Raw genomic sequence first — 25,162 nt, forward strand, 5'->3', positions numbered from 1 at the left:
TATCTCGGTATACTCAGAGGTTATTTTTATCATTCATTTAAAAGAATCGCGCGAACCTGACTATGCAAAAATACGATATCAAAACCTTCCAGGGAATGATCCTCGCGCTGCAGGATTACTGGGCACAAAACGGTTGTACCATTGTTCAACCACTAGATATGGAAGTAGGTGCTGGCACCTCTCACCCAATGACATGTCTACGTGCACTTGGCCCAGAGCCAATGTCTACGGCATACGTTCAACCTTCTCGTCGTCCGACCGATGGTCGTTACGGTGAAAACCCGAACCGCCTGCAGCACTACTATCAATTCCAAGTAGCTCTAAAACCTTCTCCAGATAACATCCAGGAGTTGTACTTAGGCTCTCTTGAAGTTCTTGGTGTCGACCCGCTTGTTCACGACATTCGCTTCGTTGAAGATAACTGGGAAAACCCAACACTAGGCGCATGGGGCCTTGGTTGGGAAGTATGGCTAAACGGTATGGAAGTGACTCAATTCACTTACTTCCAACAAGTTGGCGGTCTTGAGTGTAAGCCTGTAACAGGTGAGATCACTTACGGTATCGAGCGTCTAGCAATGTACATCCAGGAAGTAGATTCTGTTTACGACCTAGTATGGAACATAGCACCAGACGGTTCTAACGTAACTTACGGTGACATCTTCCACCAAAACGAAGTTGAGCAATCAACCTACAACTTCGAGCACGCAGACGTAGATTTCCTATTCACTTTCTTCGACCAGTGCGAGACAGAGTGTAAAGAGCTACTTGAGCTTGAGAAGCCACTTCCGCTTCCAGCTTACGAGCGCATTCTAAAAGCAGGTCACGCATTCAACATCCTTGATGCGCGCAAAGCTATCTCTGTAACAGAGCGTCAACGTTACATCCTTCGTATCCGCAACCTGACTAAATCAGTTGCTGAGGCGTACTACGCGTCACGTGAAACGCTTGGCTTCCCAATGTGTAAGAAGGACAAATAATCATGGCGAAGAATTTTCTAATTGAACTGGGTACGGAAGAGCTTCCACCAACAGCACTTCGTTCTCTAGCAGAAGCATTTGCTTCTAACTTTGAAGCAGGTCTTAAAACGGCTGAGCTTTCTCACGAAGGCATCAAGTGGTACGCAGCACCTCGTCGTCTAGCACTTAAAGTAACAGCACTGGCTGAAGGACAAGCAGACAAAGTCGTTGAAAAACGTGGTCCTGCTGTTTCTGTTGCATTCGATGCTGAAGGCAACGCGACTAAAGCAGCACAAGGTTGGGCTCGTGGTAACGGCATTACTGTTGATCAAGCTGACCGTCTAAAAACAGACAAAGGCGAGTGGCTTCTTTTCAAACAAGAAGTGGCTGGTAAACCTGTTCAAGAATTGGTGATGGACATCGCTGCGAAAGCACTAGCAGGCCTACCAATCCCTAAAGCAATGCGCTGGGGTAACTCAGACATTCAATTTATCCGTCCAGTGAAAACACTGACAGTACTACTAGGTGATGAACTTGTTGAAGGCGAAATCCTTGGCGTAGCATCTGCTCGTACTATCCGTGGCCACCGTTTCATGGGCGAACAAGAGTTCACAATCGATTCTGCTGACCAATACCCTGCGATCCTAGAAGAGCGCGGTAAAGTAATGGCAGACTACGAAGCGCGTAAAGCGATCATCCTTGCTGACTCTCAAAAAGCGGCAGCAGCGGTTGGCGGTAAAGCTGACCTAGAAGATGACCTTGTTGAAGAAGTAACGTCTCTAGTTGAATGGCCAGTAGTACTTACAGCGAAGTTTGAAGAAGAGTTCCTAAAAGTACCTTCTGAAGCTTTGGTTTACACCATGAAGGGTGACCAAAAGTACTTCCCTGTTTACGACGAAAACAAGAAGCTACTTCCTAACTTTATCTTCGTATCAAACATCGAGTCTAAAGAGCCTCGTCACGTTATCGAAGGTAACGAGAAAGTGGTACGTCCGCGTCTTGCTGATGCTGAGTTCTTCTTCAACACCGACCGTAAGCGTCCGCTAATCGATCGTCTTGCTGAGCTAGACCAAGCTATCTTCCAGAAGCAGCTTGGTACTATCAAAGACAAAACAGACCGCATCACAGAACTTGCTGGCTACATCGCCGAGCAAATCGATGCTGACGTTGAGAAATCTAAGCGCGCAGGTCTACTGGCGAAGTGTGACCTAATGACATCTATGGTATTCGAATTCACGGATACACAAGGTGTAATGGGCATGCACTACGCGACTCATGATGGTGAAGACGAGCAAGTTGCACTAGCACTTTACGAGCAGTACATGCCTCGTTTCGCTGGTGACGATCTACCAAGCACAGGTATCTCTTCTGCAGTTGCAATGGCAGACAAGCTAGACACTATCGTAGGTATCTTCGGTATAGGCCAAGCACCAAAAGGTTCTGACCCATTCGCGCTACGTCGTGCATCACTAGGTGTACTACGTATCATCGTTGAAAACGGCTACAACCTAGACCTAACCGATCTGATCGGTAAAGCGAAAGAGCTACTAGGCGACAAGCTGACTAACGAAAACGTAGAAGCTGACGTTATCGACTTCATGCTAGGTCGTTTCCGCGCATGGTACCAAGATGCTGGTTTCAGCGTTGATATCATCCAAGCGGTACTAGCACGTCGTCCAACTAAGCCAGCTGACTTTGACCAACGCGTTAAAGCGGTTTCTCACTTCCGTGAACTGGAAGCAGCAGAAGCACTAGCAGCAGCGAACAAGCGTGTAGGTAACATCCTTGCGAAATTCGATGGCGAGCTACCAGCTGAAATAGACCTAACGCTTCTTCAAGAAGACGCAGAGAAAGCACTGGCTGAAAACGTTGAAGTAATGACAGAAGCACTAGAGCCTGCATTCGCAACAGGCAACTACCAAGAAGCCCTAAGCAAACTTGCTGACCTACGTGAACCTGTTGATGCATTCTTCGATAACGTAATGGTGATGGCTGATGACGAAGCGCTTAAGAAGAACCGTCTAACGCTACTGAACAACCTACGTAACCTGTTCCTACAAATTGCTGACATCTCTCTACTGCAAAAATAAGCACGAGTGAGACAGGTGCTCTAAGTCCAACTCAGAGTAACCAAAGGTAAACACCCAAAGGGAAGCGAAAGCTTCCCTTTTTGTTTTTGTGAACCAAGCATTTGTTTGTAGAGGTGTTATTGATTATCTGAATGAATCAGCGCTCAGACTGTAGAGGGCATTGTTTGCTATAACTGACCTGTTTATTCAGGGGAAGGGAACAATGAGAAAAACAGTACTCGCGCTTTCAATACTCGCACTCAGCGCATGCAGCCAAACCAGTGATGACAGCTTATTGCTGACGATTGATAACAACACTGTCATATTTGAATCGACAGGAAAAGGCACTGTTATTGCTGAACAGGAACTCGCCAAAGGTAGCTATACCTTCTCTATCAGCGATACTCAAAATACCTGTGGCACCAACTATGCGCTGGCTGAAGAAAACCGCATCAAATTCAATAAACCCCTTCGTCTAGACGACTGCGCCGAGAAGTCTGAATTAGATATCAAGGTCTTTCGCGCTAACACCTACCAGTTTACGCTCAACCCACAAACCAATGAGCTGACGGTTCAGATAAAGCCAAAGCAACAACAAGTACAAAGCTTTGCTTGTCCGGTTCCTAGTGACGAGCCAACGACCATCGACGTTGCTCAAACCTTTGATGATGGCACCTTGGTGAGAGATGCCCTTTCCGGAACACAAGCGACTGTCGCTAACGGCAGCGTCACCATGCAGCCAGCAGAAAATAGCCAAGGTGTCTTGTTGCTAGAAAAGGTTGAGCCCGAAACCAAAGCTGAATTTAGTTGGGATAACGCCACGGTTTACTTCGTGATGACCGACCGCTTCCACAACGGTAACCCTGACAACGACAACAGCTACGGTCGCAGCCAAGACGGACAAGATGAAATCGGCACCTTCCACGGTGGTGACTTAGCAGGCTTAACCGAAAAGCTCGACTACATTGAATCACTCGGTGCTAACGCTATCTGGATAACGTCTCCGTTAGAGCAGATCCACGGCTGGGTTGGCGGTGGTGATCGCGGTGATTTCAAACACTATGGCTACCATGGTTACTACCATCAAGACTGGACTAAGCTTGATGACAACATGGGTACCGAAGACGAACTGAAAACCTTCATCGATACCGCGCATAGCAAAGGCATTCGTGTCGTTTGGGACGTGGTAATGAACCACACTGGCTACGCCACACTTGCTGATATGCAAGAGTTCGACTTTGGTAAGCTCAACCTCACCGATGAACAAGCCAAAAAAACACTTGGCGAAAACTGGACAGACTGGCAACCCTCTAAAGGCCAGAACTGGCACTACTTCAATAACTACATCTCATACAGCGATAAAGAAGCGTGGGAAAAATGGTGGGGCAAGGCATGGCTGCGCAGCGATATCGGCGCTTATGACTCTCCGGGTTACAACAACCTAACCATGTCTTTGGCGCACCTGCCCGATATCAAAACAGAATCGACAGAAACCACCGGACTACCGAACTTCTACCGCAATAAGTCCACCAGCGCGATTGATGAACTCAAAACACCTCGCGACCACCTAATCACTTGGTTATCTGATTGGGTGCGTGAATACGGCGTTGATGGCTTTAGGGTTGATACCGCCAAGCACGTTGAACTGGACGCTTGGGCTGAATTGAAGGAGAGCACCAATCAAGCGCTTGCAGAATGGAAGCAAAACAACCCAGACAAAGCCTTGGATGACCTACCATTTTGGATGACAGGTGAAGTATGGGCACACAGCGTGGTTAAATCCGATTACTTCGCTAACGGCTTTGATTCGATCATCAACTTTGAATTCCAGAGCGACATCGCCCCTAAGGCGCTTAAGTGCCTATCTGATCTTGATGCTGATTACCTTCGCTACGCTGAGAAGATCAACAATGACAGCGAGTTCAACGTGTTGAGTTACCTATCGTCTCACGACACCTCGCTATTCTGGACGCAGCACGGCAGTGACTTTGCCAAACAGACCAAAGCAGCGAATGCATTAATGCTGGCTCCCGGCGCAGTGCAGATCTATTACGGGGATGAGATTGCGCGCGGTTTCGGCCCAACAGGATCGGACCCAATGCAAGGTACTCGTTCAGATATGCCTTGGGATAAAATTATAGGCGAACGAGCGGAGTTGCTGGAACACTGGCAAGCGCTTGGTCAATTCCGCCAACGCCACCCAGCGGTTGCTCAAGGCAAGCACATCATCCGCAATAGTAAGGGCTACTATGCGTTCGAACGCCAATACCAAGATGACAAAGTATTGGTTGTTTATACCGGTTCTAAGTAAACGCCGAGTGACATAAAACAGCAGAAACTCAAGGAGAAGCTTAGGCTTCTCCTTTTTTTATCCTAAGCTAGTGTAAGCTCTATGTAGTTGAATCTTATTGTATATAGGGATATTGAATGCTGGTTGTTTTGGTTGAAGATAATGAGATATTAAATCATCACCTCTCGTCTCAACTTGGTGATCTTGGCCATACCATTTACGCAGAGAAAACTGCATCGGCCTGTCTACAAACCATTCAAAAACAACCCAATACCGATGTCATGATCATCGATCTTGGCCTGCCAGATTTCGACGGCTTTACGCTGATTAAGCAGATACGCCGCAAAGAGATTACAGTTCCTATTCTGATTTTAACCGCTCGCGGTGACTGGCAGGATAAAGTTGAAGGGCTCAACTGTGGCGCCGACGATTACCTAACCAAGCCATTTCAATTTGAAGAACTGCTCGCCAGACTTGAAGCACTTGTACGTCGAAATCAAGGATTTGCAGCCTCTCAAATCAAGGCGCAATCACTGACTCTTGATACTCAAGCCAAAAGCATTACCTACAATGAAATGCTGCTCGACCTCACGGCACTCGAATACCAAATCTTCGAGTATCTAATTCGTCATAGTTTGAAGATCGTCTCCAAGCAACAAATCTTGGACTCGCTGTACGACCAAGGAGAAGGCATTCAGCTTAATAACATTGAAGTGATCGTTTCGCGGCTGCGTAAAAAGCTTGCTCAACATACCGAAGAAAAACTGATCAGCACGGTTCGAGGACAAGGCTATCGATTCGAAATAGAAGCGAAATGATATGAAAAGACTGTATAAAACCCAGTTTAGACGACGTACCTTTGCCACTGCTGCTTCCATTCTTTTTACTATGGTACTGACTAGCACTTGGTTCTATTACAACACCCAAAAACACCAGCTGTTTGAAGACTATTCTAAAAACACGCTCCGAGAGTTACCTTCAATTGTCAACGAACTCCTCTCCTCGGGTGAGATCCCGCCACTCACTGAGTGGAATCGCTTTTATGCCAAAGAGTCACCTAATACCAGCGTCATCTTATGTGACCACAACAGCCATCAAGTTTGGACTTCAATCGACGTTGAGCGAAGAACCAAACAGCTGGCAAAGTTAGGTATCTCACGTCCTCAAATAGACAACCTGTGTACTGATCTCAATTTTCCAATCGATACAATTCGGCTAGTAGAGAAACCGAGTGGAGCCGCGTTTATCGTCCACACAATGCTATGGAAAGGTTTTAAAGATCAAGAAGATGGAAAGGTAATCCTTACTCAAAGAGTCGAACATGAGATGGAACCAATAAAGCAACTAAAATACACCACGATAGGTGTATTGATAGTAGCCCTGACATTAATCAGTGCCCTGCTTTTACTCTTCTATCGCATCAGCTTTGCCCCCTTTGCTCGCTTAGAAAAAGAGCTGCACGAAATAAAACAGGGTAAGCAGAACCAGCTAGCAGAAAGCTACCCAGAAGACCTGCACAATGTGACTAGTGCACTGAATGAGCTATTGTTCCAGCAAAAGGAAAATCAGGAACGTTATAAACGGTCACTGAACGATCTCGCCCATAGCTTGAAGACTCGTGTTGCTGTATCCCAAGCACTACTAGACGATTCATCACCCACTAAAAACCATCAAATCAATCAACAATTACTCGAAATGGATAGCCTTATCCAAGGTCAGTTAAAGCGAGCATCATTAGGAGTGAAAGGTATCACCACCAATGACACCCTACTTAAGCCTGTATTAGATAGCTTGGTTGGTATGTTCACCAAAATTTATACTGACAAGTCGATCCAATTTGTCTCTGACTATCCAGATAACCAAACCCTGCCATTAAGTAAAGATGACCTAATGGAAATAATGGGTAACATATTAGAAAACACCTACCGTTTTGCTGATCAGTCGATCTTGTTCAAGGTTACTAATATTGATAATCAGATTATGGTTGAGATCAGTAATGATGGCCCAGCTATCGACAGTAATACTAGCCAGAGCTTATTTCAACGAGGTGTAAGAGCTGACCAACAAAACCCAGGCACAGGGTTAGGCTTGGCACTATGTGATGAGATAATTCACAGCTACAAAGGGGCAATTTGGTTTGAGACACCAGAAGACCCATCCATGGGTGTCTCACTGAGGATTTTACTTCCGCAGCCCTAGCTATAAGCCATAAATTAAAGATAGGTTAAGATTGAATATCGACTCTACGATTCAGATGACGGCCAGTCTCCAAGTCATTACTTTGAATCGGAGCTTTCTCACCTTGCGAGGTTACCGTAATTTGTTCAACAGGAACCCCATGCTCACGCAGATACGTAACAACTGACTCTGAACGCTTTAAACCCAAGCTCAAATTGTATTTCCCCGATCCTTTCGAGTCGGTGTTACCCACAACACTCAATTCGGGCACCTGTTGCTCTAACTTCGCTCCGAGCTTAAGTAACAAATAGCGCGACTGTTTATTCAGTTCATCCTTATCAAAATCAAACAACACTCTGGCAACCAGGTCACTGGTTTGATTTTCATCTTCGATGACGGCTCTGCTCAACAGAAACTGAGTACAGCTATTGCTGAGATCAGATTGAGTAAGCTTGCCTTGAATTAACTCAACCAGAGCCTGATTATCAACCGTTGCCGATACCTGCATGAAAGGCCCCTGATGGTACATAACCTTAGTACCTTGCCCAACCGTAACCGACTGCTCAAACTCGGAGCGGCCAGTATCACAATATTGGTAAAGTAACTCGTTGGTATCCAAGTTAGATGGCGATGCGATTGCTGAAAAAGGTAACGCCACTAAAAGCGCTATCAATACAAAATTTTTCATGTTCATTCTCTCGGTATTCATTCTATTGTCTCGAATCATTAACACAGGTTACTGTGCTAAGTGACCAACTTCTTCGGTGACTAGGGCTAAGATTTTATTCAAGATGTCTTGCTTATTTTCAGCCTTAAAAACGTTGTCTTTACCTACGCAATTAAGTAGCCCTGTGTTGGCATGTAAATCATAATCAAAGCCGATCACCGACATACGAGCGTTCATCGCCTCGCCCCAACTAGTAAACTTCCCTGGGCTCACTCCATCGACAACAGCGATATCATCATTAAGATTATCTGCTGAAACCTTGCCACCATTGATCATATTCTTGATGTTGGTGCACATACCTTTATTCACTAACTTGTTGGTTTGTCCAGCGTAGTGATTCCAATCCTCACCATCCGACAAGATGATAATCAGTTGGTTCGGGTTCTTCGCCAATGACGTCACAATCTGCCCTGCGCGAATAATTCCTTGTAACGAAGCAGTACCACCAGATGCCTTGAAGGTTCTGACTTTTTTCATAAACCCATCAAAATCCTCGGTATAGAAAATATCGGTAAATACCGCGTCTTCATCTCCGTTCGGAATTCGTTTGGCAGCTCCCTTCACCTTGAATTGTTGCTCAATTGTCTTGTTAAAGTTCACGACATCATCTTTGTCATACTCACCCATTTTGGTAACGATGCGTTGATCTCGAAATACCAGTTTGCCAGCAGTATTAGCGTTCACGGTACGTCGGTTATACCCTGTGAGAGAAACTCGGTGCTTTATACCTGGCGTCACCGCATTAAATTTTCCTAGTTCATCAGTCACCAGTTCTAGCGTGTCTTTGAGGTCTTCAATCTTACTTTTTTTACCGCCACTCCAGTCATCGTTCATTGATGCAGAGAAATCGACGACAAAGGTGATATCAACAATCTTGCTTTGAAACTTTCGAGCCTTTGAAGAACCAGTCACATCAAAGGTGTCACCAAATCCCACGATCACACCTTGCCCCGGAAACCACGATTGGTGCTGCGTTCGACCGGCAACTCGGTATTCAAAATAGCGAGCTCCACCTTGTTCAGCCTGCTGGGTACAATCTGCAATTTGATCGCACGATAGCTTATTAACCTCAACATCAAGCAAGGTATCCATATCGTAGAGGTAGTGATCGATATAAGACTGAGCCAACGAGTGGTTTTCACTGTCTTCTGCAGATACCGCCAATACTGCCGCTTCTGCTGCTTCTTCTAATCTCGCTTTTGTCTGTAAAGCACGTGCGCCATCAGAGCCCAACATAAACACACCAAATAACACGGGGATACATATCGCGAACAAGATCGCAGCATGGCCAGACTGTTTAGCCAAAGATAGACTCATGTTTACCTCCCAATCACGACAGAATCTGACATCACGTCGGTAAAGTCAGTACCAACCAGTTCACCAAACCAATTATTAGTTCGATAGCAGAGCGTTACACGATAAAGAGGCATCTGGTGCCCCCAAACACTCACCACAGACAGATGCTGTAATTCACTAATGGGCTTGGCAACACTGCAGCTTAGATCTCCACGACGTTCCCGAATGCTCGGTGAAGCTTGGCCAATCCCAGTAAAGCTTTGCTCTTCAACCAACAAGCCATAACGCGAAGCGTCATAATTACCAAAGGTACGTTGTAAGGAGTGACGAGCTATCGTGTCTATTTCATCAACCTGCTTAGAGGTTAAGAGCACACTAGAGTCATAAAGCTGCGTGCGTTCTTTGACAACATTCACCAGCGAATAGGACAAACGATCCAACTTACCTTTAACGGAAAGCTTGATGATCACGTCACCACTGAATACCAACAGCAAACTAAAAAAGAACCCTACAATGGCAAACTCGATACTGAATATGCCTTGCTGACACTTTCGCGAGTTAGACTTCAAACTTAGATCTTTCATACTCTTGAACCACGACCATTTCTCGGCTTAGTAATCCGTCTAGACCTAAGAAGTAACTAAAAATTGGGGTGAATGGATAGGTGAGTCGATAAATAGCCAACGACGAGTTCTGCTCATCACCACACTCTTTATAGGACTCACCCGGTGCTATCTGGCACTGATTGGTGACTTTCACCAACTCATCCACCGATGTGAGATAGTAAATGGTTACCTGAAAATCATCACCATCAATCACACTATTCCACATGCTGCCGTCTCTATGTAAAACTTGCTCTACCGTAGCCAAATAATCGTGTGAGCCTTTCTTGGCTTCACGGGCAACTTCCGATATAGCAAGATCGTTAATAGATGAAATGTAAGACATATAGCTCATCTCCACCCACGCCATACACATCAGCCAGAAGGCAAAGAAGCCCATAACAAACTCTATGCTAGCGACACCACGCTGCTTATTTTTCATATTGAATGCTCGACAGCGTATCTAAGCGGCTATCAGCACTCATAGGTTCGAACTTCTGCAGTGAACGATAGATCTTTTCTATTTGGTGCTGACTGTAGGTATCACTTAAGACCTGTTGTACAAACGCATAATGGCCTTGTTTAGCCATGCTAAGCGTCAGATTTGCCATAACCATTTCATCCGCTTGGTGACTCTTATACAACGGCATTAAACGCTTGGCCGCAGTAAGATAATCACCTTCAGCGATGTCCAGTACAGCAAGGTTATTGTTTACTGTGACACCGTCATAGAAGTGATCACGAGCGCGTTCAAAGTAGCGTCTCGCTAGCATCGTTTGAAAGCTGTAACCATAGTAGGTGCCGAGTAAATTCTCAGTGCGGCTATTACTCGGATCTAACTCCAATGCCAGTTTCGCTGCAGCGATTGCTGCTGGATATTGGCCCATATCACCGTATGCCTGCGCTTGGATTTGGTAAGCTTCAAGTGAGGCTTTCTCACTCTCTATAACAGGAGTTATGTAAAAAAGAGCGGATTCTGCATCGGCCAATTTTAAATAGCTACTCGCCAGTTTTTGCCTAATTTCGGCGATATCTTCACGTTGGAGCTGAACTTTATACAGAGCAACCAGTTTTGTGTGATTATTGGTTTGTTGGTAAATCGCTTCCTTCGATTCTTCTTGCTGCCAGTTATTAGCAGTTGAACTACATGCCATTAACCACAATGGCAGCATACATATCAGAAATTGTTTAAACACTTTGCATTAACCTCATCACCCCAGGAGCGGCGATAACGAATACGATCGGAATCAAGATGAAGACAATCAATGGTATCGACATCTTGGCGGCTAACTTCCCTATCTTTTCTTCCAGTTCTAGCATTTGTACTTCACGCACATCACTCGCCAATACAGTTAACATGCGATAAATCGACGAGCCGTGTTGAATGCTTTGAGTCAACGTCATCACAAAGCTACGCATTTCACTGCTTGGCACCTGTTGATAAAGCTCTTCAAGCGCCTCTTCCATCCCAACAACTCGAGCGCGATGATTGGTTTTATTCAGTAGATAAGCCAAGTCACGATCAAAGCCTTGCATCTCTTGTGCTAAATACTTCAGTGAAGCTTCAATCGTCATCCCGCTTTGCACACAGATCGCCGTTAGGTCGATCAAGTAAGGCAACTGACCCACTAATTTTTGATGTCGCCACTTAGTTCGCTGAGCGAGTACCATATCGGGCAGCGCAATAGAAACCATTGCCCAACCACATATCAGAGCGACAGCCTGATTAATAGCGACACCGGACCACCAGCACACACCAATGACCACCACTTCACCTATCGCAAGAACCAGATATTTGAGTGGCATATACATGGAGCTATAGCGTGTTTGATAAATACCCGCACCAATAAAGCGCTGCTGCATCTGTTGGTCGGACGCATTAACCAATTGTGTCAGCGGACATAAGAGGCTATCGATTTGTAACTGTCGTTGACTGCGTTGTTGAGTCATCGATTTAAACTGGCTAGCGATACTAGCCAGCTTTTGCTGCGCGATGTACTGCGTGATTAACCAATAACAGAGCAACAACACACCAAATGACAGGCAAGTCCAAATCAACAATGACTGCAACTGAGGCTCGATTAAAATCGAAATAATATTGGCCATTACCTCACCCTCTTCATCAACATCCAAATGATCGCTAAACCAATACTTTCGCTGATCAACAGGTAATATAGAACCGGGCGACCTTCGTCGGTAAACATCAAGAAATCAAAATTCTCAGGGCTCAGTATTGGCAGCATTGAGATAAAGACAAACGGCGTTGCACTGACTATCTTTGCTGAAATACGCGCCTCTGAAGTCATCGCAAACTTCTTTCTTTCCATCGCTCTAGCTTCGAACATCTGACGGTTCAGACGCGACATGACCTCTTTCAATTGCCCACCACGCTGCATGTTGGCACGTAGGGTAATCACAAAGAAATGAAATGACGGATAAGGAAATCGCTGGCAAGACTTACGAAAAACATCGTCCAGCGGCTCACCTAGCTTCAAGCGTTCTGCCATTCTTTTAAACTCTTTGCCAACCTCACCAGGAAGCTTGTTGCCGACAAAACCAATTCCTCGACCAATACTCTCTCCGGCAGATAGAGAGCTAGCCAACATGTTCAATGCATCAGGAAAGCTCTCTTCAAATTGCTTACGGTCACGCTGTTTTAACCACAAGAAGCCCCATACCCAAGTTACAACCAATGCGCTACCAAGGACTAGCCAAGCTGGGAAACCGAATAGGTAGCGGTTCACTGCACCAGCTAAAACACTCACACAGCCACTAAATAAAACCACCTTTACACCAGCAAAAGAGCCCAACTGTCGCTTAACTTGATGAAAAAGGCTTGCTATCGAAGACCAACCTAAGCCATTGGATATCTGACTAAGTTGAATCGCTTGGCGAGGGGCTGTTGACGCTGTTTTTGTCTTATCATTTGATGGAAAATAATCATCAATTGAGTGACTCTTATTAGAAAAAATTACAACCAGCAGCAGGACAACGCCCCAAAACATTAATAGCCAATACACACTGCTACCCCACTAATTCGATCGCATGAATCAACTGCTGTAGTTGTTGTTCACACCCAAAAAAGTGCGCTTTTTTAAAGAGTACCGAGCGGCTCATGACCCCTGAAGTGACATAGCGTCCCGACAACTTTCCATCACTCAACGCACCCTCGATTTGGAAGGTAAATAGTTCTTCAAGAACCACGCTCTCTCCCTCAAGGCCTACAACTTCGGAGATACTGATAATTTTTCTTGAGCCATCATGCAATCGAGTAACTTGCACGATGATATCGACTGCACTCACCACAGAGCGACGAATCGCATCGATAGGCAAATTGTTGGTCGCCATCATTACCATCGCCTCAACACGTGATATTGCGTCTCGAGGACTATTGGCATGCAATGTCGACATCGAACCATCGTGTCCCGTATTCATCGCTTGCAGCATCTCAAAAGCTTCCGGGCCACGGCACTCACCAACAATGATGCGATCAGGACGCATACGCAGTGAGTTAATCACCAAATCTCGAGAAGTGATGGCACCAGTGCCTTCGGTTCCTGCAAGTCGAGTTTCCATTCGAGCAACATGAGGCTGCTGTAATCTTAGTTCTGCGGTATCTTCAATCGTGACAATTCGCTCAACCTCAGAGACGTGCTGTGACAACGCATTGAGCAAGGTTGTTTTACCAGAACCCGTACCGCCAGAGATTAAGATATTCAAGCGACAACGAGCAGCCAATGCCAATAGTTGCGCCATCTCTTCACTAAGCGCTCCTAGCTCCGTTAACTTGTCCAAGTTAATCACTTGATGGCGAAACTTACGAATAGAAATCAAGGTTCCATCAAGAGCAATCGGCGCGATCACGATATTAACGCGACTGCCATCTTCCAAGCGGGCATCACATGTTGGTGAAGACTCATCAATACGACGCCCTACTCGACTTGCAATGCGCTTAGCAATCTCGATTAACTGTTGTTCATCAATAAACTGCACCTGTGCACGCTCTACCAAACCATTACGTTCAATAAAGACCTGTTGATGGCCATTGATCATAATATCGCTGATGCTGTCGTCATCCATCAGCACTTGAAGTGGCCCTAAACCAACGAGCTCATTGATTAAACTGGTGACATACTCTTGCTTAGCCAATGTTGAAACAGGAAGCTGTTCACGATTAACCAACACCTCAATCGCGTGGCTCAGCTGCTTCTCTAACTCTTGAGTGGATAAAGACTCAATGGCACTCGCATCCAAAGCTTCAAATATTTGCTGACGAAGTTGAAGATAGACTTGTTTTGACTGTTGCATGCGAACTACCTCTTAAGCCAAGAGAGCCATGACGTTTTGCTTTTCTGGACGACTTGCTCACCAAGAAGTATCGCCACCAACTGCGTTAACCCCAATTGCATCTCAGATCGAGTTTCAGTGATCAATTCGCCCTGAAGAAGGTATTGATTGGCCTTGTGATCGAACTCAACGTGGCAATTAGCGGCTTGTCCAAAGTGCTTCACAACATCGGCTTTTGATACCGAGGCGGCATTACTCGGACGAGTGTGATTCATTACCGTCACTATGGTCATTGTTGGCAATTCAGCTTGTACACTGCCAACAATTCGATTGAGCTCTCTCAACGATGAAACGGTAGCATCAAATACCAAAACTAATGAATCAACATCAGCCAGTGCTCGAGACAACTCTTGTTGGGTCAGCGCACTGTGCGAATAGTCTTCAATGATGAATGAACTGTTCTGCTCTACTTGCTTAGTCAGTGCTTGAGTGTATTCATGCAATTCGCCACGACTGAAGTCTTGGGACTCGACCGCCAAAATAGAAAGATTGTTCTCTAAGCTCTGCACCAAATTCGAAGCCAAAGCCGTATCAACCGCAGAAACTAACGTCCCTTTTTGTACGTTACGCTTTTGGAATTTTTTCAAACCGAGCATTACGTCTAGGTTGCTGCCGGTATAGGTGTGGTCAACCAACAAAGTTGGTAGTGAGTGCTGCTTGGCTAAACAACGAGAAACTTCACTCGCAATCAATGAGGTGCCCACTCCGCCTTTCACCCCAACAAAAGCAATTTGCTTAGCCTTACGGTTTCGAGCCACACCTTGACGCTGCATATGATTGTGCAAAACACTTCGGTAAAAATCGGTCACCTCGACTTCGCTGGCAGGCCAAAATAGATAGTAGAAACCTAAGTCCTTTAAAGCACGGATAGTGGTGATCGAATCTTCACTACCAATAACCACAACCGACAAGTGTGTCGGAAGTTGTAAGGCGATCTGCTGAGCATCTCGAACCACATTGTCGCTATCGTTGAGATCAATCATCACCACTTTTAAATTCACGAATTCAGCCAGCTTTAAAGCACTTGCCGGTTGGTTTTCAAAAGCGACAGGCTCAGGCAGGCCTTCAAAACGAAAGGCTTTGTATAAATGAGCTCGGCAATCTTCACTCTGAAAAAGCACGGCACAATGGTTATCTACTTGAGGAGTTTGCTCATCCTTAGCACTCAACTTATCGACTAAATTAAACATATTCGTAAACCTAAAACTTGTTGAAGGAGCTGTAGTAAACGGAGTTACAGTGACTTTTCAGGGTTAACCATTGATTGCCAGCGGTTACCGTCGGTATAGCAACCAAGTTTGCTATACCCATAATGCCCGACCTTTTGTTGCTGACAGACCTCTAGACGAACCTGCATATCCGTTGCAATCACAGACACGCTAAAACGATTTGATGTGTTGTTAACTTGATGCTCCACCTGCGACTGAGCAATATGGTTATTGGCAAGTACCTCATCCAGCACTGACACTAGCGGCTGAGGTGATGAGCCATTCACGATAATTTGCCACTGAGCAGTACTGCCCTCTAATTGATAACGCTGAATAAAGGCTTCAAAGCGCTGCTCAACTACAGTGTGATCCTGACTCTGTGCATTAAATTGATAGTGAATCGGCACCACTTCGATAGAGGTACCTTCAGGTTCAACGACATGGTCAGCGCATCCGGTGATGCCAAAGGCACATAACATTCCTAGTAAATAACGTTTCACTGTTTAAAGCCTCCGGCAGATAAAATTTCGCTCGCCCAACGCTGTTCGGCTTTGTCATATTCACTGTCTAGCGCTAAGAAGCGCTTCAAAGTACCCGTTTTTTCCATTATCGGCAGTTGGATCTGATTCGCTTTAACGGGTTGAACTAAGTTGACCGTCGCCACTATCACGAGCTCGGTCTTATTACGTTCCGTTCCTGTGTGTCGGAATAACGCACCAAGAATCGGGATATCGCCAATAAACGGGATTCGAGTCAGCGATTCGCGCTCTTCACTATTCAGCAAACCACCCAGTACAAAACTTTGCCCATCCCCCAGCTCAACCGTCGTTTGTGCGCGTCGAGTCTTTAGAGCCGGTAAATCGTAGAGTTCGTTACTGTATTGAGCATCTAAAGAGCTCACCTCAGGGGTCAGTGCTAGCTTAATTTTGTCGTCTCTTAGCACCTTCGCCATCAACTCCAATCGAACACCAAACTCTTTATAGTCCACATTGGTGCCACCATCATTACTGGTCACGACCGGTAACTCTCCACCGACAAGAAAGCTCGCTTTCTCACCAGAGATCACCGATAGATTAGGCTCCGCTAGAATCTGACCAACCTGATCCGATCCCACCGCAGAAATCACAGAGACAATATCGCTAGCACTAAAATGGGTAAGCTGATCAACAAACATTCCTGCGTTACCAGCAGTGCCCACTTTGATGCCGAAATCTTGGATAAAAGAGTGAGATACTTCGGCGATAGTCAGCTTTACATTGACCTGCTTGGTAGCGTTCACTTCAATGTTATTCACCACCCCTCGATAGCGACGCTTGGTCATAAACTCAATGCTTAAGTCATCAACTGGCGCTTCGTTTTCAGAAGAGAAGTTCTGTTCAACCTCTTCCTTTCCCAATAATTCACCGACCATCTGGTAAATATTGTCTTTCTCTAGTTCGGAAGATACAGGGCCACTCAAGATGATGTTTTCACCAATGCCATAAACAGTCACTTTGGCTTGTGGATACTGAATTTTTATCTGCTGTTCGACATCGGTATAGCTGCGATTCACGACCAGTTGTTGATTCACCAGTTCGTTGCCTTGTTGATCAAAGGCGATGAAAGTCGTGGTTCCTAGATGGCGGCCAAACACCACAATTTTGTGTTCGTCTATCACCTGATAGTCCGCGACCTTTTGGTCAGAAATGAAGACAGAAGCCACATCACCGGAAACATTCACGGTTGTAGCCTGCCCCTCAGCAAGGTTGATTAGGCTAGCCGCTACTGCTAGCGGCGATAGCAGCCACAGCCCAGCAAAGGCTAATATTCGTTTAGTCATCATGATTGCCCTACTTAAACCGATATTCGCGTATCTCGTCACGTTGACCAGATAAACTGATCACATCACTTGAGTCAGCTTCCAGATCGTCCGAAAATTCTTTACCAATTGACTTATGCACTTCAATCTCTGCAATGCGCTTAGCAATCGTCAATTGAGCAACCTGCCTATTGGTAACTTGCAGTACCAAGGTCACCTCGGTCACTTTTTCACTGCTTAAAGTACTCACCGAACGCTGTCGACTGACCATATCCAAAACAGGAACCTGAGCGAGCAACGGGGCCATAGTCAGGTGTTGAATGTCATCGACTCTCTTATCATTGGCCAAGTTTTGCTTAGGTGCCGACAACACTGAAATATCGACCAAGTCGCCAACACTGATCGTGCCACCAACGACATCCTCTCCCGGAACCGTCACGTTAAAAGGCACAAACCCTGGCTCAATCACTGTATTCAAGTAATCGGCTTGACCTGGGGAGGTCAATAACTCAGGTGTCACAATGCCACCTTGTTGCAAGGCCTGTTTGGCAAACAAACTTTGCTGCCAATTAAAACGAGTATCTTCAGTTAAGCCGTGTGAACCAGCTTGTTGACGCGTAAAGTAAACGGCTTCAACGTCGCGACGGACAAGCTTGTCACCCTGAGCGACGTCCCGCTTCAATTGCCAAGCAAGTATCTTCGTTTCTACTTGATTTACTGACTGCGCAGGAATTTCTTTCGTAGCAGGCGTTTGTGTCACGCCATAAAGCCCAATAGATATAGCAACAACTGCTAGACCAAGAATGATTTTTGAATTCATTGTTTAACCTATAATGATGCAGCTATAGCTAATAAGCTTGCCAAACAGATTGGTACTGCATAGGGGACGCCACGCTGTGTCCATCGAATATCGGCAGTCATTCGTCCTAACCACCACTGACTAATTGCTAATACACCACCTAAAAAGCCAATAAGCAGCAGCGTAACGGCTATAAACTTAGAGTCGATCGCTAAGCTCAGTACCGCGAATAGTTTGCTGTCGCCTGCCGCGAGTATATTCATCTGAAATAACACACCACCAGCAAGTAGCACGGCAATCGGATGTATTAGGTGTTGAGCCTCACTGTGAAACTCCAGTCGCGATAAGGTCCATAACGCCATGCACAACACCAAGCGGTTGCTGATCTCTCGGTATCGACAATCCGTATAACAGGCGTAGATTGCCATGGCGGCTAAAATAATTAGCCACCATAAGTTTTCCACTAAAAGCCTTCAGAGCCAGCAGTAGAAAGTTCAACTGTATTTGCATCTGTAATGTTTTGAGAAATAGCAGCAACAGCATCGTTCAGAGCTGCTGTTAAACCGTCACCAAATACAGCAAGCACGATTGCAGACATGCACACACCAAGAATTGCGTATTCAATCGCAGTAACACCACGTTGGTCGTTTTTAAATGCCGCAGTAAACAATTGAGCTTTAACAAATAATTGAGTAATCATTACTTTCTCCAAAAAAGATAAATAGGTTGTTTTGTCTTCGGGAGAGAGAATATTCATTGCGCTATTTTTGAGCAATAAAAGAGTGACCAACTTCACGTTGTTCTGGCGTTTACTGTCGTTCTATTCAGTTTGGGTTCAGTTTGAGGGTGTTAAATCGTGATATTTAGCCTAGGTAACAAGAAAAGTTTTTTCCGTGTTAGAGCATTTGGCGCTATGCGTCGCAAAAACATTGCGGTATGTTCAAGGAATACACTGATGGCAGACATAAGGTCTGCCTTAATGACACGTAACAAGCAATCACAATGAATTAGGTAAAATAAGTAATGCAGTTCTCTAAGTTTGGTGAAAAGTTTAATCGTTACTCTGGAATCACTCGTTTAATGGATGATTTGAATGATGGCCTGCGCACTCCTGGCGCAATCATGCTTGGTGGTGGCAACCCAGCCGCTATCCCTGCCATGCTCGATTACTTTAACCAAGCCAGTGCCGACATGCTCGCCAGTGGAGAACTCATCGCCGCCCTCGCCAACTACGATGGCCCACAGGGCAAAGACAGCTTCATTAAGTCATTAGCTGCAATGCTAAAAGAGACCTATGGCTGGGACATCAGCGAGAAGAACATCAGCCTGACTAACGGCAGCCAAAGTGGTTTCTTCTACCTATTCAACCTGCTAGCTGGTCAACAACCTGACGGCTCACACAAGAAAATCTTGCTGCCGATCGCTCCTGAATACATCGGCTACGGTGACGCAGGGATTGATGACGACATCTTTATCTCTTACCACCCGGAGATCGAGCTGCTAGAAAACCGACAGTTCAAATACCACGTCGATTTCGAACAGCTAAAAGTCGATGACTCAGTAGCTGCTATCTGTGCGTCTCGCCCAACCAACCCAACCGGTAACGTACTGACCGACGAAGAAGTACGTAAACTGGATAAGCTGGCGCGTGAGAACAACATCCCACTGCTGATCGATAACGCCTACGGCCTGCCATTTCCAAACATCATCTTTGAAGACGTTGAACCGTTCTGGAATGAAAATACAATTCTGTGCATGAGCCTATCTAAGCTTGGTTTGCCAGGCGTACGCTGCGGTATCGTGATTGCGAGCGAAGAGGTTACCCAAGCGCTAACTAACATGAATGGCATCATCAGCTTAGCACCAAGCAGTGTTGGGCCTGCAATCGCCAACCACATGATTGAGAACGGTGACCTGCTGCGCTTAAGCAGCGAAGTGATTAAACCTTTCTATAAAGAGAAGTCTTTGCGCGCGGTTGAGCTGCTACAACAAGCGATCGATGACCCACGTTTCCGTATTCACAAACCTGAAGGCGCTATCTTCTTATGGCTATGGTTTGATGAACTGCCGATCACCACAATGGAACTGTACGACAGATTAAAAGCTCGTGGTGTATTGATTGTTCCGGGTGAATACTTCTTTATCGGCCAAGAAGACGAGTGGGATCATGCTCATCAGTGCCTGCGTATGAACTACGTACAAGACGATGAAGCAATGCAAAAAGGTATTGCGATCATTGCTGAAGAAGTGAAAAAGGCTTACAGCGAAAGCAAATAGAGATTTCCTAATCGGTCGTTCCTCCCTCTATGGAATGACGTTAGAAGGACAAACAAAAAGAGCACCTCATGAGGTGCTCTTTCACTTTTACTTCCCGATAGTTTTTAGCTCTAAGGAGCTAACAGTAATTAACCTTCTAGTAGGCTATTACCATTGATAGCAATCTTACGTGGTTGCATCGCTTCTGGGATTTCGCGTTCTAGGTCGATGTGAAGAAGACCATTTTCCATGCTTGCACCTACCACTTTTACGTAGTCAGCCAGTTGGAATTTGCGCTCAAAATCGCGCTCTGCAATACCTTGATATACGAAGGTTTTCTCTGCTTCTGCTTTACGCTCACCTTTCACAATTAGCATGTTCTCTTTTTGAGTTAGATCTAATTGGTCATCAGCAAAACCAGCAACGGCCATAGTAATACGGTAGTTGTTCTCGTCTTTTTGCTCGATGTTGTATGGAGGGTAACCGCCAGAAGAGTTCTTCGATGTGTTCGCTTCCATCATGTTGAATAGACGATCGAAGCCGATTGCGTTGCGGTAAAGTGGAGTGAAATCTACAGTTCTCATAATGCTATCCTTTTAGTAAGCAATAGTCTTAGCTGTGAACTTTACTTAGATCGAACCTGTGTATGACCCAGTAAACAGCTAAGAGATTCAATTCGCATTCCTCGGGTTTCACCTCTATTGGCGACAACACTGGGACATGGCAATGAATCAATTTTTAAGTTGTGTGCTGCCAAAGTTATCCTCTATTGAGCGACACTCTAGAAACGGTTATGAAGGTTCTGTTTCTTCTCTTGTAGAGCAAGACAGTCATCCTCTTCACAACTAGATATGTGGATTGAGCAAAATAGTTTCAAGGGATTATTTTCAATTATTTTTCCAATCCAATATTTTTCAATACCTTACAAATACAAAAAAGCACTATCCAAAGGACAGTGCTTTTTAAAATTTTAGTTTTTTGAGACGAAGCTATTTCGTTTTAGTTCAAGGAAGAGGCGCGGAGCATACGAATGTATGTGAGCACCTCTGACACAGAAATTAAGCGAAAGAGCGAAGTATCAAAGGTACTAAACGTCTAGGTTAGCTACTTTAAGTGCGTTCTCTTCGATGAAGTTACGACGAGGCTCAACTTGATCACCCATTAGCGTCGTAAACAATAGATCAGCACCAACAGCATCTTCAATCGTTACTTGCATCATACGGCGAGTTTCAGGATCCATGGTGGTTTCCCAAAGTTGATCTGGGTTCATCTCTCCTAGACCTTTGTATCGCTGTAGGCTTAGACCACGACGAGACTCTTTCACTAACCAGTTCAGAGCTTCAACGAAGCTAGACACTTCTTGAGTACGCTCACCACGCTTAATGTAAGCGCCTTCTTCAATCAAGCCATCAAGAGCTTCAGACAAATCAGCTAACTTCGCAAACTCTTTAGAGTTAATCAGGTCAATGCTCAGTACGTGTTCATGAGTCACACCATGAGTACGAACCACAATCTTAGGAACGCTTAAACCTAATTCTTCGTGTTTTTCAACTTCAAGGCTGTATTGGCTTGCACCTACTTCTTTCGCATTTAGCTGCTCAACAAGCTGCTTACCCCAAGCTTCAACTGCCGCGTCATCATGACACTGCTCAGCAGTTAGACGAGGAACGTAAATCAGTTCGTGAACCAATGCGCGTGGGTAACGGCGGCTCATACGATCAACGAGCTTGATGCCTGCATTGTATTGCTGAACAAGCTTCTCTAAACCTTCACCTGCAAATGCTGGCGCTTCAGGGTTTACGTGCAGTTCTGCATTGTCTAAAGCTAAAGATACTTGATACTGGTTCATCGCATCTTCATCTTTAATGTACTGCTCTTGCTTACCTTTCTTCACTTTGTAAAGTGGTGGTTGAGCAATGTAGATGTAGCCGCGTTCAATCAGCTCTGGCATTTGACGGTAGAAGAACGTCAATAGCAGAGTACGGATGTGAGAACCATCGACATCGGCATCGGTCATGATGATGATGTTGTGGTAACGCAATTTATCTGGGTTGTATTCGTCACGGCCAATACCACAACCAAGGGCTGTGATTAGCGTTGCTACTTCTTGAGAAGACAGCATTTTATCGAAACGTGCTTTCTCTACGTTAAGAATTTTACCTTTCAGCGGTAGGATTGCTTGGTTCTTACGGTTACGCCCCTGCTTAGCTGAACCGCCAGCAGAGTCTCCTTCCACAATGTATAGTTCAGACAGTGCAGGGTCTTTTTCCTGACAGTCAGCAAGCTTACCTGGAAGACCCGCTAAATCTAATGCGCCTTTACGACGAGTCATTTCACGAGCTTTACGCGCTGCATCACGAGCACGTGCTGCATCAATAATTTTAGAACAAACTGTTTTCGCTTCACCTGGGTTCTCAATCAGGAACTCAGACAACTTCTCACCCATTGTAGATTCAACGGCAGACTTCACTTCTGAAGAAACCAGTTTATCTTTAGTTTGGCTTGAGAACTTAGGATCAGGCACTTTAACAGAAACAATCGCCGTCAAACCTTCACGAGCATCATCACCAGAGGTCGCAGTCTTCGCTTTCTTAGAGAAGCCTTCCTTGTCCATGAAGCTGTTCAGAGTACGCGTTAGCGCCGCACGGAAACCTGCTAAGTGAGCACCACCATCACGTTGAGGGATGTTGTTGGTGAAACAGTAGATATTTTCTTGATAGCCGTCATTCCACTGCATCGCAACTTCAACGGTAATACCGTCTTCACGCTCAGAGTTGAAGTGGAAGATTTTTTGGATGATTGGCGTTTTGTTGGTATTAAGGTGTTCAACAAACGCTTGGATACCGCCTTCGTATTCGAAGTGATCCATTTTGTCTTCTTCGCGCTCGTCAATTAGCTTAATTGACACGCCTGAGTTCAAGAATGATAGCTCACGTAGACGCTTAGCTAAAATGTCGTAATGGAACTCGATGTTAGTGAAGGTTTCTTCACTCGGCCAGAAACGAATCTCTGTACCTGTTTTATCCGTGTCACCGATAACTGCTAGTGGCGCTTGAGGCTCACCGTGGCTGTAGGTTTGAGTGTGGATTTTACCACCACGGTGGATAGTAAGAGTAACTTGCTTAGAAAGTGCGTTAACTACTGAAACACCAACACCGTGCAGACCACCAGATACTTTGTACGAGTTATCATCGAACTTACCACCAGCGTGAAGAACCGTCATGATTACTTCTGCTGCTGATACGTTTTCTTCTGGGTGCAATTCTGTTGGAATACCACGGCCGTCATCGCTCACAGACACAGAACTATCTTCATGGATAGTTACAATGATGTCATTACAGTGACCAGCTAGCGCTTCATCAATAGAGTTATCTACCACCTCAAAAACCATGTGGTGCAGACCGGTACCATCATCCGTGTCGCCAATGTACATTCCAGGACGCTTACGTACCGCATCCAGACCCTTCAGTACTTTAATACTCGATGAATCGTAATTATCTGACATAGTTACTCTCTGACTAATTATCCTTGCTCTATTTTGCCATGTTCCACATGAAACATCCTGCTATTTTCGTCATGCATATCTGCAATCTGATCAGCGGTAATAGAGCTTACAAAAACTTGAGCCTCGGTCGCCTTTAAGCACTCAGCAAGACGTGCGCGGCGTTGGCTATCTAATTCGGAAGCGAAGTCATCTATTAAATAGATACACTGCTTACCTGTCATTTGAGTGAGGTGTTGCCCTTGTGCTACTCGTAGCGCGCACACCATCAACTTCAATTGACCTCGTGACAAGACATCTTCCACTGGAGTGCCGTTCACTTTTATCTTCAGATCCGCTTTGTTTGGCCCACTAAAGGTGTAACCAAGCTGCTGATCCCTTTCAAAATTCTTTTCTAATATCTCAGCGTATGGGGTGTCTTTGTCCCAGCCACGATAATAGTTAATCTTTATCTCAAACTCAGGAAGGAAGGTCGCACAGATTTCTTCGGCGACTTCTTTGAGCTGATCAACGTAGGTGGCACGCCACTGACTGATGCTTTCGGCTAAACGGGCCAGTTCTTGGTCCCAATAGCTCAGCTCTCGATAGTGCGTTGCCGTTTTCAATAAGGCGTTTCGCTGCTTATTGAGGCGCTTTACCCTACCCCAAGCATCATAGAAGCCCGACTCACTGTGGAAAACTCCCCAGTCAATGAATGCTCGGCGATGCTTAGGCCCATCTGTCAGTAAATCAAACCCTTCGGGGTGAATCAACTGCAAAGGTAAGACTTGAGCTAACTGAGCCAACTTTTGCCCAGTTTGACCGCTTATTTTAACCTCTGTCGTGCCATCGCGCTGCTTATTAATGCCAATTGGCAGCTCAAATTGATCCGAGGTCATAAAACGGCCATGCACAAACAGCTCACTACACTCATTTTGTATAATACGACCGGTGAGTGAACTCTTGAATGAGCGACCGTGTCCGAGCAGATACACCGCTTCAAGGACACTGGTTTTGCCGCTTCCGTTAGCCCCTATAAGAAAGTTAAAGCCTGATGACGGTTGAATGTCACAGGCTTCAATATTTCTAAACTGCTTAACGATTAAGCGCGATAAAGGCATAACGTCTTCATATTAATCTTCAATCACGACTCGA

Annotated in this window: 23 protein-coding genes; 6 read left to right on the plus strand and 17 right to left on the minus strand. The window is 45.4% G+C overall.

Going from position 1 to position 25,162, the window contains the following annotated elements; all coding sequences use genetic code 11:
- Window positions 1-62 precede the first annotated feature (62 nt).
- The 5 genes from glyQ (at window position 63) to AB8613_RS08435 (ending at window position 7,514) form a co-directional block, all read left to right on the plus strand.
- Window positions 63-977: a glycine--tRNA ligase subunit alpha gene (gene glyQ / locus AB8613_RS08415; RefSeq protein ID WP_372383711.1), complete on the plus strand. Its 915-nt coding sequence runs from the start codon at window positions 63-65 to the stop codon at window positions 975-977.
- Window positions 978-979: 2 nt separating this feature from the next.
- A complete protein-coding gene (gene glyS, locus AB8613_RS08420; RefSeq protein WP_285953984.1) occupies window positions 980-3,046 on the plus strand; it encodes a glycine--tRNA ligase subunit beta in 2,067 nt (688 codons plus the stop codon).
- Window positions 3,047-3,248: 202 nt separating this feature from the next.
- Window positions 3,249-5,336: an alpha-amylase gene (locus AB8613_RS08425; protein ID WP_372383712.1), complete on the plus strand. Its 2,088-nt coding sequence runs from the start codon at window positions 3,249-3,251 to the stop codon at window positions 5,334-5,336.
- 116 nt (window positions 5,337-5,452) lie between these two features.
- A complete protein-coding gene (locus AB8613_RS08430; RefSeq protein WP_048657794.1) occupies window positions 5,453-6,133 on the plus strand; it encodes a response regulator in 681 nt (226 codons plus the stop codon).
- Between the two features lies 1 nt (window position 6,134).
- Window positions 6,135-7,514, plus strand: coding sequence for an ATP-binding protein (locus AB8613_RS08435; protein WP_372383713.1), 1,380 nt, complete (start codon window positions 6,135-6,137; stop codon window positions 7,512-7,514).
- Window positions 7,515-7,539: 25 nt separating this feature from the next.
- Here the strand turns inward: AB8613_RS08435 and AB8613_RS08440 are convergent, their stop codons facing one another.
- From AB8613_RS08440 to AB8613_RS08505, 14 genes are read right to left on the minus strand one after another with little or no spacing between them, the layout of a single operon-like run.
- Window positions 7,540-8,181 carry an OmpA family protein gene (locus AB8613_RS08440; protein ID WP_372383714.1) on the minus strand — a complete coding sequence of 214 codons (642 nt, stop codon included), beginning with the start codon at window positions 8,179-8,181 and terminating at the stop codon, window positions 7,540-7,542.
- A 48-nt stretch (window positions 8,182-8,229) separates the two neighbouring features.
- The gene (locus AB8613_RS08445; RefSeq protein ID WP_372383715.1) at window positions 8,230-9,537 is read right to left on the minus strand and encodes a pilus assembly protein TadG-related protein; all 1,308 of its coding nucleotides are present in this window, start codon (window positions 9,535-9,537) and stop codon (window positions 8,230-8,232) included.
- A gap of 2 nt (window positions 9,538-9,539) precedes the next feature.
- Window positions 9,540-10,100 (minus strand): tight adherence pilus pseudopilin TadF, encoded by a 561-nt coding sequence (tadF, locus tag AB8613_RS08450; RefSeq protein ID WP_048657798.1) that lies wholly within the window; start codon window positions 10,098-10,100, stop codon window positions 9,540-9,542.
- Complete coding sequence (locus tag AB8613_RS08455) at window positions 10,075-10,560, minus strand: TadE/TadG family type IV pilus assembly protein (protein ID WP_372383716.1); 486 nt, start codon at window positions 10,558-10,560, stop codon at window positions 10,075-10,077. Before AB8613_RS08455 ends, tadF begins: the two co-directional genes overlap by 26 nt.
- Window positions 10,550-11,314, minus strand: a complete 765-nt coding sequence (locus AB8613_RS08460; RefSeq protein ID WP_048657800.1) for a lipopolysaccharide assembly protein LapB — start codon at window positions 11,312-11,314, stop codon at window positions 10,550-10,552. The genes AB8613_RS08455 and AB8613_RS08460 overlap by 11 nt, the downstream gene beginning before the upstream one ends.
- On the minus strand, window positions 11,307-12,224 hold the full coding sequence (locus AB8613_RS08465; protein WP_372383717.1) for a type II secretion system F family protein: 918 nt from the start codon (window positions 12,222-12,224) through the stop codon (window positions 11,307-11,309). The genes AB8613_RS08460 and AB8613_RS08465 overlap by 8 nt, the downstream gene beginning before the upstream one ends.
- Window positions 12,224-13,138 carry a type II secretion system F family protein gene (locus AB8613_RS08470; protein WP_372383718.1) on the minus strand — a complete coding sequence of 305 codons (915 nt, stop codon included), beginning with the start codon at window positions 13,136-13,138 and terminating at the stop codon, window positions 12,224-12,226. The genes AB8613_RS08465 and AB8613_RS08470 overlap by 1 nt, the downstream gene beginning before the upstream one ends.
- A gap of 4 nt (window positions 13,139-13,142) precedes the next feature.
- Window positions 13,143-14,426, minus strand: coding sequence for a CpaF family protein (locus AB8613_RS08475; protein WP_372383719.1), 1,284 nt, complete (start codon window positions 14,424-14,426; stop codon window positions 13,143-13,145).
- Between the two features lie 5 nt (window positions 14,427-14,431).
- Complete coding sequence (locus tag AB8613_RS08480) at window positions 14,432-15,655, minus strand: CpaE family protein (protein WP_372383720.1); 1,224 nt, start codon at window positions 15,653-15,655, stop codon at window positions 14,432-14,434.
- Window positions 15,656-15,699: 44 nt separating this feature from the next.
- The gene (locus tag AB8613_RS08485; protein ID WP_143691556.1) at window positions 15,700-16,173 is read right to left on the minus strand and encodes a hypothetical protein; all 474 of its coding nucleotides are present in this window, start codon (window positions 16,171-16,173) and stop codon (window positions 15,700-15,702) included.
- A complete protein-coding gene (locus AB8613_RS08490; protein WP_372383721.1) occupies window positions 16,170-17,495 on the minus strand; it encodes a type II and III secretion system protein family protein in 1,326 nt (441 codons plus the stop codon). The genes AB8613_RS08485 and AB8613_RS08490 overlap by 4 nt, the downstream gene beginning before the upstream one ends.
- 7 nt (window positions 17,496-17,502) lie before the next feature.
- Window positions 17,503-18,291 carry an RcpC/CpaB family pilus assembly protein gene (locus tag AB8613_RS08495; RefSeq protein WP_372383722.1) on the minus strand — a complete coding sequence of 263 codons (789 nt, stop codon included), beginning with the start codon at window positions 18,289-18,291 and terminating at the stop codon, window positions 17,503-17,505.
- Window positions 18,292-18,299: 8 nt separating this feature from the next.
- Complete coding sequence (locus tag AB8613_RS08500; protein ID WP_372384808.1) at window positions 18,300-18,698, minus strand: prepilin peptidase; 399 nt, start codon at window positions 18,696-18,698, stop codon at window positions 18,300-18,302.
- Window positions 18,699-18,733: 35 nt separating this feature from the next.
- A complete protein-coding gene (locus AB8613_RS08505; protein WP_048662701.1) occupies window positions 18,734-18,970 on the minus strand; it encodes a Flp family type IVb pilin in 237 nt (78 codons plus the stop codon).
- 323 nt (window positions 18,971-19,293) lie between these two features.
- On the opposite strand from AB8613_RS08505, the gene AB8613_RS08510 reads away from it, so the two are divergent.
- The gene (locus AB8613_RS08510) at window positions 19,294-20,547 is read left to right on the plus strand and encodes a valine--pyruvate transaminase (protein WP_372383723.1); all 1,254 of its coding nucleotides are present in this window, start codon (window positions 19,294-19,296) and stop codon (window positions 20,545-20,547) included.
- 128 nt (window positions 20,548-20,675) lie between these two features.
- On the opposite strand, the gene AB8613_RS08515 is transcribed toward AB8613_RS08510, so the two are convergent.
- The 3 genes from AB8613_RS08515 to recF form a co-directional block, all read right to left on the minus strand.
- On the minus strand, window positions 20,676-21,110 hold the full coding sequence (locus AB8613_RS08515; RefSeq protein ID WP_009848140.1) for an Hsp20 family protein: 435 nt from the start codon (window positions 21,108-21,110) through the stop codon (window positions 20,676-20,678).
- A 503-nt stretch (window positions 21,111-21,613) separates the two neighbouring features.
- Window positions 21,614-24,031 carry a DNA topoisomerase (ATP-hydrolyzing) subunit B gene (gene gyrB / locus AB8613_RS08520; protein ID WP_057622113.1) on the minus strand — a complete coding sequence of 806 codons (2,418 nt, stop codon included), beginning with the start codon at window positions 24,029-24,031 and terminating at the stop codon, window positions 21,614-21,616.
- A 17-nt stretch (window positions 24,032-24,048) separates the two neighbouring features.
- The gene (gene recF, locus AB8613_RS08525; RefSeq protein WP_017632663.1) at window positions 24,049-25,128 is read right to left on the minus strand and encodes a DNA replication/repair protein RecF; all 1,080 of its coding nucleotides are present in this window, start codon (window positions 25,126-25,128) and stop codon (window positions 24,049-24,051) included.
- Window positions 25,129-25,162: the final 34 nt, after the last annotated feature.

This window comes from Vibrio sp. BS-M-Sm-2 (genome assembly GCF_041504345.1).
Lineage (GTDB): Bacteria > Pseudomonadota > Gammaproteobacteria > Enterobacterales > Vibrionaceae > Vibrio > Vibrio satsumensis.

Bases quoted from the DNA above. Each gene is read 5' to 3' on its own strand.
- AB8613_RS08480 (WP_372383720.1), bottom strand. From the start codon at position 15,655: ATGTTTAATTTAGTCGATAAGTTGAGTGCTAAGGATGAGCAAACTCCT.
- AB8613_RS08445 (WP_372383715.1), bottom strand. From the start codon at position 9,537: ATGAGTCTATCTTTGGCTAAACAGTCTGGCCATGCTGCGATCTTGTTC.
- AB8613_RS08490 (WP_372383721.1), bottom strand. From the start codon at position 17,495: ATGATGACTAAACGAATATTAGCCTTTGCTGGGCTGTGGCTGCTATCG.
- tadF (WP_048657798.1), bottom strand. From the start codon at position 10,100: ATGAAAGATCTAAGTTTGAAGTCTAACTCGCGAAAGTGTCAGCAAGGC.
- AB8613_RS08495 (WP_372383722.1), bottom strand. From the start codon at position 18,291: ATGAATTCAAAAATCATTCTTGGTCTAGCAGTTGTTGCTATATCTATT.
- AB8613_RS08505 (WP_048662701.1), bottom strand. From the start codon at position 18,970: ATGATTACTCAATTATTTGTTAAAGCTCAATTGTTTACTGCGGCATTT.
- glyQ (WP_372383711.1), top strand. From the start codon at position 63: ATGCAAAAATACGATATCAAAACCTTCCAGGGAATGATCCTCGCGCTG.
- AB8613_RS08465 (WP_372383717.1), bottom strand. From the start codon at position 12,224: ATGGCCAATATTATTTCGATTTTAATCGAGCCTCAGTTGCAGTCATTG.
- AB8613_RS08510 (WP_372383723.1), top strand. From the start codon at position 19,294: ATGCAGTTCTCTAAGTTTGGTGAAAAGTTTAATCGTTACTCTGGAATC.
- recF (WP_017632663.1), bottom strand. From the start codon at position 25,128: ATGCCTTTATCGCGCTTAATCGTTAAGCAGTTTAGAAATATTGAAGCC.
- glyS (WP_285953984.1), top strand. From the start codon at position 980: ATGGCGAAGAATTTTCTAATTGAACTGGGTACGGAAGAGCTTCCACCA.
- AB8613_RS08500 (WP_372384808.1), bottom strand. From the start codon at position 18,698: ATGGCAATCTACGCCTGTTATACGGATTGTCGATACCGAGAGATCAGC.
- AB8613_RS08440 (WP_372383714.1), bottom strand. From the start codon at position 8,181: ATGAAAAATTTTGTATTGATAGCGCTTTTAGTGGCGTTACCTTTTTCA.
- AB8613_RS08515 (WP_009848140.1), bottom strand. From the start codon at position 21,110: ATGAGAACTGTAGATTTCACTCCACTTTACCGCAACGCAATCGGCTTC.
- AB8613_RS08430 (WP_048657794.1), top strand. From the start codon at position 5,453: ATGCTGGTTGTTTTGGTTGAAGATAATGAGATATTAAATCATCACCTC.
- AB8613_RS08475 (WP_372383719.1), bottom strand. From the start codon at position 14,426: ATGCAACAGTCAAAACAAGTCTATCTTCAACTTCGTCAGCAAATATTT.
- gyrB (WP_057622113.1), bottom strand. From the start codon at position 24,031: ATGTCAGATAATTACGATTCATCGAGTATTAAAGTACTGAAGGGTCTG.
- AB8613_RS08425 (WP_372383712.1), top strand. From the start codon at position 3,249: ATGAGAAAAACAGTACTCGCGCTTTCAATACTCGCACTCAGCGCATGC.
- AB8613_RS08455 (WP_372383716.1), bottom strand. From the start codon at position 10,560: ATGAAAAATAAGCAGCGTGGTGTCGCTAGCATAGAGTTTGTTATGGGC.
- AB8613_RS08435 (WP_372383713.1), top strand. From the start codon at position 6,135: ATGAAAAGACTGTATAAAACCCAGTTTAGACGACGTACCTTTGCCACT.